The organism is Pseudoalteromonas sp. 10-33 (assembly GCF_001469195.1).
In the GTDB taxonomy this organism is placed as follows: Bacteria; Pseudomonadota; Gammaproteobacteria; order Enterobacterales; family Alteromonadaceae; genus Pseudoalteromonas.
In genome coordinates, this window is the sequence record NZ_LOFI01000027.1 from 23,949 (window position 1) to 39,436 (window position 15,488).

A 15,488-nucleotide genomic window follows, 5' to 3' on the forward strand; every position below is an offset into this window, starting at 1 on the left:
AACACTAATTTACCTGTTACAACAACATACATACTGATTAAGAGTCGCTTTGCTTGAGGTGCATAGGGACTCCATTTTAAAAATTAAATACTGTTTTTGCGAGCGTTATTGTTACAAATGTAATTAACACGATAGCGACTAGGTTAAGTGCAAAGCCTGCTTTGATCATATCGCGAATTTTAATTTTACCCGAGCCAAACACAATGGCATTTGGTGGTGTTGCAACAGGCATCATAAACGCACAACTGCATGCTATAGCAGCAGGAATAACCCATACTAAGGGCGAACCAAAAACACTTTCAGCAACAGGGCCTAATAACGGCAAAAAGCCAGCTGCCGTGGCTGTGTTACTCGTTATTTCAGTTAAAAAGGTAATGAGCGCAACAACCACAAAAATTCCCATAACTAACGGAATAGCACTCGTACCTTCTATCATCTGTGCAATGTATTGCGCTAAACCAGAAGATTTAATTTGTGATGCTAATGATAAGCCCCCACCAAAAAGTAATAACACACCCCAAGGCACTTTAGACGCACTCGCCCAATCTAAAATACGCTCGTCACTACCCTTTTTAGCTGGCAAGACAAATAACACCAAGGCTGCTGCAATCGCAATAGCTGTATCTGAAATGCCAAGACCCGATAAGTCAGCTAATAGCGGTCTAAAAATCCAACAGAGCGCTGCCAGTGCAAATACTAAAAACACCCCTTTTTCTGCGCGTTGCAACGATCCGAGTGCTGCAAGCTCATCAACAAACATGGTTTTACTGTCTAGTATGTCTTCTGCATTTTTATCAACTTGATAGCTAAATTTAGTAAGCCATATCCAGCACACCAACAACATGACAATTGCTAAAGGTACACCTACCATCATCCACTGCCCAAAGCCAATTTCAATTTGGTAACTTTCAGATAAGTAAGCTGCCATAAGGGCATTAGGCGGTGTTCCTATTAACGTAGCAATACCACCAATGCTGGCACCATAGGCAATTGATAACAGTAATGCTTTTGCAAATTCATTTTCACTAGAATCAGAATTACTCACTAAATGAATAATTGATAACGCGATGGGCAACATCATCACCGTTGTTGCTGTGTTTGACATCCACATAGATAAAAATGCTGTTACTAGCATCAAGGCTAATATTTGTAAGCTAGGCTTTTTACCCGCATAGAGCATAGTGGTTAACGCAATTCGTTTATGTAGCCCCCAACGCTCCATAGCTATTGATATTAAAAAACCACCCAAAAATAAAAATATGAGTGGATGTGCATAAGGTGCTGCTGTAATTTTGATAGGAGCAATACCTACAAGTGGCGTTATGACGAGCGGTAACAATGAAGTCGCAGGAATAGGCACAATCTCAGTTACCCACCAAGAGGCCATCCAAAACGCTAAACCGGCTGTTTTGAAGGCTGTATTAGACAGGCCACTTGGCGGCTCTAATAAACAGGTTAACAGCATGACAATGGGGCCAAGCCATAACCACAAGCTTCGGATAATTGAATATGTTTGATTAATATTGTTTAGATTGCTTAACATTACTGCGCCAAAAGCTTTTTAACAGACGTTACAGTAAATAAGATGGTGAGGACTTGTCAAATGGATACACATCAGCCAAAACAATAAATATAAAGTAAAATATTTAAAGCGTTTAGTGAGAGTGTAAAAATTTAAGGAATAAAAAAATCAAAAAGGGGATTTAAAGAAACGCCGTAAACAAAAGGCCTACGGCGAACATATCAAAATTAACTAGTCGCTAATGCTGATCTATTTTTTAGGTACTTATATAAACCAATTAATGAGGCTGCGATCCAAAATATTTCTATCACAAAGCTTGCCAAATTAAAGTTATAACAGAGGCTAATTAATAATAAAATCGCTCCTGTTAAGTTCATCATGTTGTATGTCAGGCTGGTCGGTGTTGTTTTACCTAACTGAAGTAAAAAAAACGACCCTACAACTAAAAAAGTGCCTGTCATACCGATGATGTCAAATAAGAGTGCTATCACGAAACTATCCTTTATCCATTTTTAAATAACCCAAAAAACTGGCCCAGTCCATGGGGAGGGTATATTTTCATTCATTGAAACAGCAAAACCGGGCGATCATAACAACAAAGTAGATTCAAACAAGGGCATATGTCCGCTTATGTTTTTAGCTTATTTAAATGTAACTTTTCCACCAATCATTTTATAGGCAGGTGCACCGCGAATTAAAGCGGGCCTTGCAAAAGCCCGCTCACAACTTGGGCAAATACACGGGGTTTTTGTGAAGTCTTGAGATATACGTTCTTTAAAACATTTAACAAGTGCTCCTTTGCCTCCTTTTCGGTATTTAAAAAGCTGCGCTTTACATGAAGAGCAAAAAATATCAACGGTTTTTGTAGGGCCTTTTTTGTTTGGTTGTGCCAAAACACCTCCGTAATTGACAATTATATTTAAGGTTAAATAAGGTAAGTTTAATTTGGTTGCCTGTAAATTAAAACAACCGCAATGACTAGAAAGTGTTTAAACCGCCCAGTTCACGACTTATTGGCAGTAGCTAAAACATGGTCTAAGTGATCAGCGAGGCATTTAAGGCTAAAGGGTTTAACAATAATGCCTGATACTTTAGCTGCAATTACATTTTTTATAGTTTTAGAATTATCTTCGCATGTCACCATTAAGACAGGGGTTGAGGTAAGCTGTTCGTCATTTCTTATTCTATTGAGTAAATCTTTGCCATCCATTTTTGGCATATATAAATCTGTGATAACTAAATCAAACGGCTGCTTTTTTAATAATGTAAGCGCTTGCATACCATCTGTTGCTTCAACTAAATCAAGGTATTTTAAATTTCTAAGCATGTTAATTAATACATGTCGCATCAGTGGCATATCATCAACAACGAGTATTTTCATATTATATAGTTGCCTGAATAAGTAAAAAGATAAACAGTTTTGTATTTATAAATCAATTAAGGCCAACCACCTATAATTAATCCCATTAACGAAAATTGGCTTACATAGTAACCACTGTTTATCAAAAAAAGTTTCACTGGACGCTGCTCATAAATATAACTTAAACCCAAAGAGCTGCTCACCCAAAATAACCCAATAGAAAATCCAGTAACCACGCTTAAACCTATATCTGAATCGTTTCCTAAAAATATCGATAGTAAAAAAGCAGATACAAACGAGAACAAAAACGTACCCACAAATGCTTTATTTTTGCTAGCGCCTTGAAAGTCTAGCTCTGTTAGTCCACAACTTTCTAACCACGCTTGTCTAAATAACATATTTGAATACCAAACATTACTTAGCGTAAACGATGAAAGCGCGGCTACTAGTATTGAAATGAAATTAATATCCGAGAAATTCATACTGCACTGAAGTTTCCTGAATCCTAACGTCTTTTTAATGTAGTTAATATTAACTAAAGCAGCAAATACTAAAATGTAACCGACACTTAAATAACTACAAACAATTAAAACAATGCAAACGTGGCTTGTGTTAATTCAACTATATCGTCTATGGCTAACTTTAACTCCAACCCACGCTTACCCGCACTTACATATACACTATCAAACTCTATGGCACTATTATGTATGTAGGTTTGAAGGCGTTTTTTTTGACCAAGCGGGCTTACACCTCCAAGTATATAACCGGTACTTGCATTTACTTTTTGAGGCGCGGCCAAGGCCACTTTTTTTGTCTTTACTACTTTAGCAAGCAGCTTAAGATTAACTTGTTTAGATACGGGGGTTATAGCCAGTATTAACTGGCCTTCATGTGTTTCTAGTACCAGTGTTTTAAATACCTGCTCGCTATTTAAATTAAGTTTTTCAACCGCCTCTAAACCATAGTGACCATTCTTTGCATCGTGCTCATAGCTCAGTATTTCGAACTTTATTTTTTGTTTTTCTAGTAGTGCGATTGCAGGCGTCATTTCGTTTTCACTTTTTACTGAGGAGTTAGCAAATTTAAAGCAAAAAAAACGGCGCTGTAAAGCACCGTTTTTAAAACCATAATCATGTTTATTTAGTTAAGTCATCAAAAAACTTTTTAACACCATCAAAAAAGCCTTGCTCTTTAGGACGGTTTTTTGAGCTATCTGTGCCCATGCTTTCTTCTAACTCTTTAAGTAGTTCACGTTGGCGCTCGTTGAGATTGACAGGTGTTTCAATAACCACCTTACAAATTAAATCGCCTTGCGCACCGCTTCGAACAGACTTAACACCTTTGCCACGCATACGGAACATTTTGCCCGTTTGTGTCTCTGACGGTATTTTAAGTTTTGCACGACCATCAAGGGTCGGTACTTGAATCTCACCGCCTAAGCCAGATGTAGTAAAGCTAATAGGGACTTCACAATATAAATTATTACCTTCACGTACAAAAATCTCGTGTTCTCTCACTGACACTTGTACGTATAGGTCACCTGCTGGTGCGCCATGCACACCGGCTTCACCTTCACCAGATAAGCGAATACGGTCGCCCGTATCAACGCCTGCTGGTATTTTAACCGACAGTGTTTTAGTTTTTTCTACACGACCTTGACCATGACAGCTATTACAAGGGTCTGAGATAATTTGACCTTGCCCCTGACACGTAGGACACGTTTGCTGAACGGCAAAGAAACCTTGACGCATTTGTACTTGGCCAGCACCATGACAGGTTGTACACGTTTTAGGTTTAGAACCTGCTTTTGCACCGCTACCATCACAAGGATCACAGCTTACCCATGTAGGTACTTTAATTTCTACTTCTTTTCCACGAACCGCTTCTTCAAGCGTTAAGTCCATGTTGTAACGTAAATCAGATCCACGTTGTTGACGAGATTGACGTCGACCACCGCCGCCACCAAAAATATCACCAAACACATCACCAAATACATCACCAAAGTCACCATGGCCGCCACCAAAGCCGCCATGACCACCGCCACCACCTTGTTCAAAGGCTGCGTGACCATATTGATCGTACATCTGACGTTTTTGGTCGTCAGTTAGTATTTCGTACGCTTCCTTAACTTCTTTAAACTTGGTCTCAAGCTCTTTATCGCCTGCGGTACGATCTGGATGATATTTCATCGCTAAGCGTTTATACGCTTTTTTTATGTCTCGCTCACTCGCATCTTTGCTTACGCCGAGGACTTCGTAATAATCGCGTTTTGACATATCTATCACACTACTCTTTCTATTTTGCAGCGTAAGCTGCGGGATAAACCGATAAATCTCATCGATTTATCATTGAATTATGAACCTTAAATACATGCAAAAGGCGCGACAAGCTATTGCTCGCGCGCCTCATTTGTTCATCCTAACCTAAACACCTAACCGAGTTAAGTGTTTTTGGTTAGCTAGAAGCGTCAGCAACAATTACTTGTCGTCTTTTACTTCTTCAAACTCTGCATCAACAACGTCATCATCTTGCTTAGCTGATTGTTGTTGCTCACCTGCATCTGCTTGGCCTTGCTGCGCTTTAGCTTGAGCAATTTCCATTAGCTTTTGAGACTTTTCTGCAAGTGCTTGCGTTTTAGCTTCAATTTCTTCTTTATTGTCGCTCTTAATTGCAGCTTCTAAGTCTACAACTGCAGCTTCAATGGCTTCTTTGTCTTCGTTTGGTAGTGCATCACCCGCTTCTTCAACTTGCTTACGTGTACCGTGAACCATTGCATCAGCTTGGTTACGAACAGCGACAAGCTCTTCAAACTTTTTGTCTTCTTCAGCGTGTGCTTCTGCGTCGCGAACCATTTTTTCAACTTCTTCATCGCTTAAACCAGAAGAGGCTTGAATCGTGATTTTTTGCTCTTTACCTGTATCTTTATCTTTAGCAGATACATGTAAGATACCATCCGCATCAACATCAAATGTTACTTCGATTTGTGGTGTACCACGTTGTGCTGGGCGAATACCTTCTAAGTTAAATTGACCTAGAGATTTGTTGTCGCTTGAACGTTTACGCTCACCTTGTAACACATGAATGGTTACGGCAGACTGGTTATCTTCTGCTGTTGAGAAAGTTTGCGATTTCTTAGTAGGAATCGTCGTGTTCTTCTCAATAAGTGCTGTCATTACAGAACCCATTGTCTCGATACCAAGAGATAATGGCGAAACGTCTAGTAATAGTACATCTTTAACGTCACCAGCAAGTACACCACCTTGAATTGCCGCGCCTACTGCAACTGCTTCATCAGGGTTTACGTCTTTACGTGGTTCTTTACCGAAGAAATCAGCAACTGTTTTTTGTACTAAAGGCATACGTGTTTGGCCACCAACAAGAATGATATCGTTGATGTCGCTTACTGATAAATCAGCATCAGCAAGTGCACGTTTAAGTGGCTCTAAAGATTTAGTTACTAAATCTTCAACTAGTGATTCAAGCTTAGCACGTGTTAGTTTCACGTTCATGTGCTTAGGACCAGATGCATCAGCAGTTACATACGGAAGATTTACTTCAGTTGATTGTGCAGATGACAGTTCAATTTTTGCTTTTTCAGCAGCTTCTTTAACACGTTGCATTGCAAGAGGATCTGTTTTTAAGTCTAAACCTTGATCTTTCTTGAATTCAGCTACTAAGTAGTTGATTACGCGGTTATCGAAATCTTCACCACCTAAGTGAGTATCACCGTTTGTAGCAAGTACTTCAAAAGTGTGCTCGCCTTCAACTTCATCAATTTCAATGATTGATAAATCGAAAGTACCGCCACCTAAGTCATATACTGCAACGATGTTTTCGCCACGGTTTTTATCCATACCGTAAGCAAGTGCCGCAGCAGTTGGCTCATTGATGATACGTTTAACTTCAAGACCCGCAATACGGCCAGCATCTTTCGTTGCTTGACGTTGTGAATCGTTAAAGTATGCAGGTACTGTGATTACAGCTTCAGTTACTTCTTCACCTAGGAAGTCTTCAGCTGTTTTTTTCATTTTTTTAAGTACTTCAGCAGAGATTTGTGGTGCAGCGCGTTTTTCGCCGCCTGCTTCTACCCACGCATCGCCGTTATCAGCTTTAATGATTTTAAACGGCATAATACCGATATCGCGTTGTACTTCTTCGTCTTCAAAACGACGACCAATTAAACGCTTAATTGCAAATAATGTGTTTGTAGGGTTAGTAACCGCTTGACGCTTAGCAGATTGACCTACTAATGTTTCACCGTCTTGCGTGTAAGCAATAATAGACGGGGTTGTGCGATCGCCTTCCGCGTTTTCAATAACACGTGCTTTGTCACCATCAAGTACTGCAACACAAGAGTTTGTAGTACCTAAATCGATTCCGATAATTTTACCCATGAAACTTCTCCAACTTCAAAATTCGTTAATACGTTCGATGACTAGTAAATAGGGATGCCATAAAACTAATTCAACTGTAAAAATGAAAAAAAATTCATTTTTTATGATTTATTTACAAAATAACCCTAATAATTGTAAGGAATGATGATTTTTAGAGCGTTTGACACGCCTTTAATTACTGGCCTGACCAGTTTGGTTGTGTTATAAATTTATTAAATTGCACTTTTAAAGGATATTTCCCATGCACTTTGACCAACTACTTGAGCAAGCCGCTAAAATAGGTCAATCAGATAAAATCGAACAATCAACGCTTACCATGCAATTTCCTGAAAATTGGTGTCAAGGAAGAACCGCTTTTGGTGGTTTATCAGCTGCATTGTTATATCAAGCTATTAGAGGCCAAGTGAGTAATGACCGCCGCCTTCTTTCATTGAGTACCAATTTTGTGGGGCCTTTATTAGCCGATACCCCTTTTTCACTTTACGTTGAAATATTACGTGAGGGTAAAAACAGTACGCAAGTACTCGCTAAAGCTATTCAAAATGAGCAAGTAGCCGTCATTGTTCAGGCTTGTTTTGCTAAAAATAGAGAGTCAGCTATTGATGTTCCTGTTTCAAAGACCTTAGGTTTAAGCCCCGTTAACGAGCGCCATAAGCTACCCTTTATAAAAGGCCAAATGCCTGAATTTTTTCAACACGTGGATTTATGCCCGCAACAAGGCGCAATGCCTTTTACAGGGGCAGACACATCACATTTAGGTGGATGGATGCGACTTAAACACACACCCGAGACCATTACAGAGGCGCATATCATTGCATTAACCGATGCATGGCCGCCCACGTTATTACAAATGTTTAAGCAACCCGGGCCTGCAAGTAGTATGTCGTGGTATTTAGAGTTTGTTCAATCCCCCAATTTAACGCCTGGCGAGTGGCTTGGTTTTGAAGCGATCACGCATCACTCTAAAGATGGGTATGGTTTAGAAGATGGGTGTATTTGGTCACAATCAGGTGAGCTTATTGCCCTTACACGCCAAACGGTTGCCGTTTTTGATTAGGGTCTATTGATCTTTGCGGATTGAAATGTGTTCAAACTAGAGGCTATTTAATCGCGGCGCCAGGTTTGTAACCCAGTGGGCTCGGTAATTGCTCTTGTCTTATTCTTCTGGCTTACATCTATGTAGGCAGCAAAGCGTAAATAGCCCCTAGGAAGCCCACCTTGGGCAGCGCCTGTTTGGTATTAATACTGCGTTATCGCCAATTTATGGTGAATAACCACACTACATAGGATCTGCCTTGCCTGAATACCAAACAGACTGGTGCAGCAAACTTAATCTTGAAAGGTCAACAAACCCATATATAAAAAAGTAGTCCAATCAGATACTTTATTGCTTGGCCTGTATCCAAAAATTAATTGTTCGCGTTGTATTACAGCCCCAAATATTGCAAAATCAAGTAAATGCCTTGTTGGTTGGTACTAATTTGCAAACTGTTTGCCCCTGCTGCGACCTGATCATCGATATACCAAGAGTTATTGCTAAGCAAATGGCGATATGCCCGCATTGTCATCATAAATTGTGCGAAGCAAACGTAAACCACGATAATCGCATAGTGGCCTTGAGTTTTAGTGCCCTACTCATGCTATTAAGCAGTATGTTTTACCCTTTTTTATCCTTTAGTAGTAATGGCATAACCCAAACGATTACCCTACCCGATGCAGCCCGAATATTGTTCAATTACGATAGTGAATTATTGGGGCTTTTTATTGATTTAAGCATTATTGCGTTGCCAATGAGTTTATTAATTATTTTGATCCCGCTTCACTTAGGTATTTTAAAAACATTACCACAGGGTATTGCTCGTCGGTTACTTAAGTTTACTTTGGCACTTGAGCCATGGATTATGTCTGAGATATTTTTAATTGGTGTGTTAGTCAGCATGGTTAAAATTATGTCTTTAGCTGATATAAGCTTTGGCGCAAGTTTTTGGGCCTACGCTGGCTTTGTTTTTTTATATATTGCCGCTTTAGTGCACTTAAATCGCCCAAGGCTATGGGCACAAATTAAACCCGAAAAGAAGTTAGAGGGTGTTGAACACGCTAAGCGTGCAATTGACGAAAATATTAAAGCCTGCCATGTGTGTCATCAGCTTTGTACCAGTAACATATGCCAACGATGCCACACTAAAACACATGTACGTAACCCTCATAGCGTTCAAAAAGCAACCGCTTGGCTCATTACTTCTATTGTTTGCTATATACCAGCAAACGTATTGCCTATTATGAATACCACGAGCTTGGGTGATGAAACCCCATCGACACTTATCGGCGGGGTTATTTTACTCTGGAAAAGTGGTTCTTACCCTATTGCGGGTATTATTTTTTTTGCGAGTGTTGTTGTTCCTTTAGCCAAAGCATGTGTACTAAGCTTTTTGTGTATTATGGTAACAAAACCCGCAAACAGGCATACTAAAAGCTATACTAGAATTTACCAACTCACTGAGTTTATTGGTAAATGGTCAATGATAGACGTTTTTGTTGTCGCCATTTTAGTAGCGCTAGTGCAGCTGGGTAATTTAATGTCAGTGACACCAGGTTTAGGCATTGCATTTTTCACCGTTATGGTAATATGCCAAATGATGGCTGCTCACTCATTTGATCCACGCCTGTTATGGGATTCACCTAAAAATAAATCATCAGAGACCAAAACATGACCGAAACCGCCCAAGTAACAGATGAACCAAAAATCTCTGCTATCTGGATTATTCCAGCCATAGCGCTTTTTGTCGGTGTATGGATGCTTTATCAATACCAAGCAAATAAAGGCCCCACTATATATATAGAAATGCCGCAAGCCGAGGGCATTATTGCAGGTAAAACAGAGATAAAAGTGCGCAGTGTAAAAATAGGACAAATTGACAGCGTACGTTTATCCGACTCTCAAGACAGTGTTATTGCGCGGGCTCAAATAGATAAAAACTATGACGACCTACTCACCGACGACGCTAAAATATGGGTAGTAAAGCCACGTATTGATGAAACCGGTATAAGTGGAATGAGCACCTTATTATCTGGAGTTTACTTAGAGTTTGCACCTGGTGAAAGTGAAAACCTAAAAGAACATTTCATCCTCCAAGAAGAGCCTGCGCTCATTGGCAAAGACGTGCAAGGCGGTCGCTTCCAATTACTTAGCTATAACGCAGAGGTACTTGATGTTAGCACCGGGATATTTTTTAAAAATTATAAAATTGGCCAAATAGAGACTGCTACATTTGATTGGGAAAACCAAGCAATGAAATACGGTATCTTTATAAAAGCGCCTTACCAAAACTTAATTACCAACAATTCGATTTTTTGGGTCAACGCCGGTATAGAAATTGATTTATCTGCCGATGGCATAAATATTAATACGGGTTCTTTAAGTAAGCTTTTAAAAGGAGGGATTTCAGTTGGCTTACCCGATAACCAAACACCGGGTGAAATAGCTAACGATGGCCACAACTTTTCACTTAGTCAAAGCTATAAAGAAGCACTCGAAGAACGCTTTTACGACTTTGACTATTACATAATAGATTTTGAACAATCTATTAGAGGACTCAGACCCGGCGCCCCGGTTGAATACCGAGGGATCCGTATTGGTACAGTGGTTGAAGCCCCCGCAAACATAATTGTTGATGGCAAACCAGCCCACTTTAAAAGTGCAAATACATCAGTGCCTGTGCTGATAAAAATAGAATATGGACGTATTTATCACCATAGCGCAACCGCTAAAGACTTTTGGAAAGATAGCTTAAAGGGCTGGATAGACATTGGTATGCGCGCCTCTTTAAAGCCCGGTAATTTACTAACCGGCGCAGTTTATGTTGATTTTGACATGTACCCCGACGCACCAGAAGCTGGCTTTGAAAAACTGGGCCAGTACACCGTTTTTCCTAGTGTATCAAGTGGGATTACCGTTCTTGCCGACCAAGTTTCTGATGTATTAAACAAAGTAAATAATTTAAAAGTTGAAGAAAGCTTAGCGCAAATACAAGTTGCCTTTGCCGACTACCAGTCTCTTGCTAATGAAATGCGCACGCTATTAAATGAAAAAGATACTCAAAACTTACCTGGTGATATAAATCGCAACTTTGCAAAAATGACCAAAAGCATGGAGCAGTTTGAAGTGACTATGCGTCAATTTGACAAAACTATGGCAAGTTATCAAGCTGGGTCTGAATTCCACCACCAATTGCAACAAACACTGCGTGAATTTAAGCGCTTAAGTGAAGAAATACAACCTTTGACACGCGGTTTAAATGAGCAACCAAACATGCTGATTTTTGACAAAGCGCTGCCCGCAGATCCAATACCAAGGAAGCAATAATGAAAACGCTATTACTAATAACAAGTGTGCTTTTAGTATTGTCGGGCTGTAGTTCAGCAATACAAACCACAACGCAGTACTACCAATTTGAACAGCCTATTGAATCATCGTCTCGTAATGTTAGTGAAACCAGCGCACAGTTGAGAGTACAAACTGTGGTATTAAGAGGCGCATTAAATAATTTAGGCATAGCGATGAAAATTGATAATAATCAAATTCATGCTGCAAACTATCATTTATGGGGCGAGTCTCCTGACGTTATGCTTACTGCCACTGCCCAACAAACTTTATTTAAAAATATGCCCTCTTGGATGGTTATTAAAGGGCTACCTGTAATAACCGAGCTTGATCAGCAAACGTTTTACGAGCTGGAGTACGAAATTCACCATTTTAATGGTGATATGCAAGGCAATGCTGATATCTCTGGACTATGGCGCTTATATTATACTCACCCAGAAACCGGCCGCCGCTTGATTAGTGTGCATAATTTCTCTAGCGTGCTCCCCATAAAAGACGATGGCTACGATAGTTTAGTTGCCACGCTTGAACAAACATGGCTAAACATAAACTTAGATGTGGCTAAAGCGATAGAGCAAGCACGACTTTAATAACCGCCTTGCCTACACTGTTAAAATCTAACTTTAATAATAGACACTAATAAACATTGTTATTATCTGTGTCATAATTTGTAGCCACGTGTTTTTTTCAGACTCTACTGTACTTGCAGCTCAAGGCTCTGGCTGTAACTTAATGAGCCATGCAGTAACGCAATTGCCGTACACATTAATAACAGCTTTATTGGCTTTCTTGGCTTTATTGTTATGGCATAAATACTTATAGGTAGAGTGAAATAAATAAAACCCCTAATGTAGCAATACACTGGGGGTTTATTTTTTGATCTATTTATCAATCTTATTTTTGTAACTTAATACCATTGTAATAAGCATCAAGCGTAGTGATTTTGGTTTGATCAGGTAAATCAGCAAAGTCACTTTCAATAAACTTAGTACCGCGCAGCTGCACGTTTAAGCGCGCTGCTTGTGGGTTTAGCATGGTTTGCTTGTAGTACTGTTTTATATCTGCAAGCGTTACTTTTTCTACTTCATCAATTAGCTTTTGTTTGGAGTCAAAATTAAAGTTTTCTCGGTACCAATCGCTGATCAAAGGACCCATTTCATCGTTTAAGTTTTTAGGTTGCTCTTTAAGTGACACCACAGTCGCATTTTTAAGCTGTAAAAATGTATCAGTGCTCATGTTATCAAGCTCTACCGCGTACTCTTTTTTGAACTGGTCGAAGCGAGCTTGAATTTCCTTAGGGCCTTTTACAGGCGTTTGAATAAACAAACCAACCGCTGAATAATCTTCAATTGGACTTGCAATAGCGCCTACTGCATAAGCTAGTTGCTCTTCGGTACGCATTTTGTCAAATGCGATCGTTCTAAAGTGATCACGTAATACAGCAGCTTGAGCTTTTTGTTTATAACCCGGTATTGGGTGAACGGTCATATCAACCACAGCAACATCGGCTACATCTATATCCTTTTGTAATACTAACGTTTCACCAGGTTGTGGCAACCACGCTTTACTACGAGCAAACTCGCTTACCGTATGATTTTTAGGTAAAACAGCTGTGAGTTCGCCTGCTATTGACTCTATATCTTGCTGGTTATAATTACCGTAGCTAAATACGCGTAAATCATTGTTAGAAAATGTGGCTTGTTGTAACTTTGTTAAGTCAGCAACACGCAATGATTTTGCAGTTTTAATTAATTCATCGGTATCAAAACTACCCGTGCGTGTTAACTTAGAGTAAGCACCAAAGGCTTGAGCATAAGGAAATTGCTTTTGTTGATTCAACAAGTCACGAGTGTAACGATCAATAGCTTGCTCGAATGCTTGCGCAGAAGCTTCAACGTTTAATCCACTCAATGCCTGCTTAAGCAATACATCTTGCTTATCAGTGAATCCATTAAGTGATAATACAAGCCCATTACTTGGTGCAAGCCTTACGCCCATACCCGCGACCGCAGCTTCAGTACTTAATTGGCTTTGCTGAATGTTATATAAATCTGCCCACACAGAATAGAGTACTTCAGCACTGATATCGCTCAGACCTGGTTGAGTATTTATGTATACCTCAACTAACCCTTTAGGTTGCTCGGCAAATTTTTGGCTAGCTTGACGCCATACTTTTATGCCTTGTTTATCGTAAACAAGCTTTGGGTGTTTTTGCTCTTTAAATTCAGCCGTTTTAATTGCAAAACTTTCAGGTAATAAGTTGTTCACACTAGGGAGCGCTAATTTAAACTCACTTGGCTTATTCCAGCTTGCTATTTCATCAGTGCTAATGTCGTTTATACGATATTTACCGTCGTAAAAATATAACTGAGAGTCTGTTTCCTCTTGCTGTGAAATATACCAAATACGTAGCGAATCTGCATTAAGCTGGTTTAGCACATTGTTAACAGCGTCGGCATCAAATTTTGCATAGTGGTAAGGTGCGTTAATCGTGTGATTAAGTGGGTAAACCTGCATGCTACCCGTAAGGGCACTTACATAGTTAAACTCGTCACCCTTTTCTAAAAATTTAAATTGGTTATTGAGCGACGTACGTATTTCGTTAAAGTACTTGCTATCGACCCCTTCCTTTTTAATTAAATCAATATATTGCATAACAACTGCAACAATTGCTTCGCGGTTTTGCATACCTGAATCAGTAAGCTCTATATCAACCGTCAACGCACCATAGTTTGCATATTGTGTAGGTGAAGCTGATGCCGATAGCTGTGAAACCCAGCCCTTATCTCTGAGTATTTGCGCAGGGCTACCCGGCATTTCATTACTAAGTAAGTATGAAACAAAGCGGTTTGGTTTTACGGCAAACTCATCGCTGTTGTTGGTAATAGTAAAATCAAGCTTTAACTGTTTTACATCTTCATTTGGCGAGTAAAATACGCGTTTACCACCGGCTTTATCAAAATCAAGTTCGGCCGTAACAGTTGGTTTTTCAATATTTTTATTTTTTATATCAGCAAAGTACTTTTGCGCTTTTATTTCCATATCTGCAATTGGCAAATTAGAAATAAGCGCCACCTTCATAATATTCGACGAGTAATATTTATTGTAAAAGTCGACAGTTTCTTGATGAAGCGAGCTGCCTTCTTTGTCGCCTAGTGTTTCTAGGTTACCAATTAAAAAACGATTAGCTGGATGCTCACTCATCATCTTACGTGCTAATTTAAATTGGCCAAAAAAGTCCATTTCACGTCGCATTGACCACTCAGCATTTACTGCGTTTTTTTCTTTTTCTGTATATTCTGGGTATAACTTAGGGGCTTTAAAAAAGTCAGAAAAACGGTCAAGCCCTTCATCAAAGGCATCGTTATTTATTTTGAACATATAGTTTGTAATTTCAAGCCATGTATAGGCGTTATGCGCCCCACCATTTTTGGTCATGAAATCTGAATACCCTTTTGTGTCAGGGTATCGCTCTGTACCTAAAAAAAGCATATGCTCTAAATAATGCGCCATACCTTGTTGAGACATAGGGTCATGCAGTAAACCCACACCAACACTTAACGATGCTGCTGACTTCTCTGCACTTGGATCAGAAACCAAAATAACCTCAATCTCGTTAGCAAGCTTTAGTGTTTTATATTCTCTATTATCATTTGGGCTTACCACTAAGGTGTCTGACAATAATGATGCTTTTGGCGAGGTTGCTACCGATGAAGGCGTATTCGAACAACCGCTAAGAACAGCGAGTGCAATGGCACTTAGACAAATAATTTTTTTCATTTTATTTCCATTAAAAGCATGATGCAAAATAGGTTATGCTAATTCAAAAGC

Annotated in this window: 13 protein-coding genes; 4 read left to right on the plus strand and 9 right to left on the minus strand. The window is 39.5% G+C overall.

What is annotated here, in order from left to right:
* Nucleotides 1-76 precede the first annotated feature (76 nt).
* The 8 genes from ATS76_RS16625 to dnaK form a co-directional block, all read right to left on the minus strand.
* The gene (locus tag ATS76_RS16625) at nucleotides 77-1,543 is read right to left on the minus strand and encodes an SLC13 family permease (RefSeq protein WP_058552963.1); all 1,467 of its coding nucleotides are present in this window, start codon (nucleotides 1,541-1,543) and stop codon (nucleotides 77-79) included.
* 206 nt (nucleotides 1,544-1,749) lie between these two features.
* Entirely contained in the window at nucleotides 1,750-2,013 is a 264-nt protein-coding gene (locus ATS76_RS16630; RefSeq protein WP_058404086.1) for a CBU_0592 family membrane protein, read from the minus strand.
* Nucleotides 2,014-2,163: 150 nt separating this feature from the next.
* Nucleotides 2,164-2,415: a hypothetical protein gene (locus ATS76_RS16635; protein ID WP_058552964.1), complete on the minus strand. Its 252-nt coding sequence runs from the start codon at nucleotides 2,413-2,415 to the stop codon at nucleotides 2,164-2,166.
* A 110-nt stretch (nucleotides 2,416-2,525) separates the two neighbouring features.
* Nucleotides 2,526-2,903, minus strand: a complete 378-nt coding sequence (locus tag ATS76_RS16640; RefSeq protein WP_058552965.1) for a response regulator — start codon at nucleotides 2,901-2,903, stop codon at nucleotides 2,526-2,528.
* Between the two features lie 56 nt (nucleotides 2,904-2,959).
* Nucleotides 2,960-3,364 (minus strand): DUF1761 domain-containing protein, encoded by a 405-nt coding sequence (locus ATS76_RS16645; RefSeq protein WP_058552966.1) that lies wholly within the window; start codon nucleotides 3,362-3,364, stop codon nucleotides 2,960-2,962.
* 104 nt (nucleotides 3,365-3,468) lie between these two features.
* A complete protein-coding gene (ybaK, locus tag ATS76_RS16650) occupies nucleotides 3,469-3,930 on the minus strand; it encodes a Cys-tRNA(Pro) deacylase (protein ID WP_058552967.1) in 462 nt (153 codons plus the stop codon).
* A gap of 88 nt (nucleotides 3,931-4,018) precedes the next feature.
* A complete protein-coding gene (dnaJ, locus tag ATS76_RS16655) occupies nucleotides 4,019-5,158 on the minus strand; it encodes a molecular chaperone DnaJ (RefSeq protein ID WP_058552968.1) in 1,140 nt (379 codons plus the stop codon).
* Nucleotides 5,159-5,359: 201 nt separating this feature from the next.
* Nucleotides 5,360-7,276 (minus strand): molecular chaperone DnaK, encoded by a 1,917-nt coding sequence (gene dnaK / locus ATS76_RS16660; protein WP_058552969.1) that lies wholly within the window; start codon nucleotides 7,274-7,276, stop codon nucleotides 5,360-5,362.
* A gap of 241 nt (nucleotides 7,277-7,517) precedes the next feature.
* Here dnaK and ATS76_RS16665 point away from each other — a divergent pair, with 241 nt between their 5' ends.
* The 4 genes from ATS76_RS16665 (at nucleotide 7,518) to ATS76_RS16680 (ending at nucleotide 12,247) form a co-directional block, all read left to right on the plus strand.
* Nucleotides 7,518-8,333, plus strand: a complete 816-nt coding sequence (locus ATS76_RS16665; protein ID WP_058552970.1) for a thioesterase family protein — start codon at nucleotides 7,518-7,520, stop codon at nucleotides 8,331-8,333.
* A gap of 487 nt (nucleotides 8,334-8,820) precedes the next feature.
* Nucleotides 8,821-9,987 (plus strand): paraquat-inducible protein A, encoded by a 1,167-nt coding sequence (locus tag ATS76_RS16670; RefSeq protein ID WP_235590947.1) that lies wholly within the window; start codon nucleotides 8,821-8,823, stop codon nucleotides 9,985-9,987.
* Nucleotides 9,984-11,639: an intermembrane transport protein PqiB gene (pqiB, locus tag ATS76_RS16675; protein ID WP_058552971.1), complete on the plus strand. Its 1,656-nt coding sequence runs from the start codon at nucleotides 9,984-9,986 to the stop codon at nucleotides 11,637-11,639. Before ATS76_RS16670 ends, pqiB begins: the two co-directional genes overlap by 4 nt.
* Complete coding sequence (locus ATS76_RS16680; RefSeq protein WP_058552972.1) at nucleotides 11,639-12,247, plus strand: PqiC family protein; 609 nt, start codon at nucleotides 11,639-11,641, stop codon at nucleotides 12,245-12,247. The genes pqiB and ATS76_RS16680 overlap by 1 nt, the downstream gene beginning before the upstream one ends.
* A 304-nt stretch (nucleotides 12,248-12,551) precedes the next feature.
* Here the strand turns inward: ATS76_RS16680 and ATS76_RS16685 are convergent, their stop codons facing one another.
* Complete coding sequence (locus ATS76_RS16685; RefSeq protein ID WP_058552973.1) at nucleotides 12,552-15,437, minus strand: insulinase family protein; 2,886 nt, start codon at nucleotides 15,435-15,437, stop codon at nucleotides 12,552-12,554.
* Nucleotides 15,438-15,488: the final 51 nt, after the last annotated feature.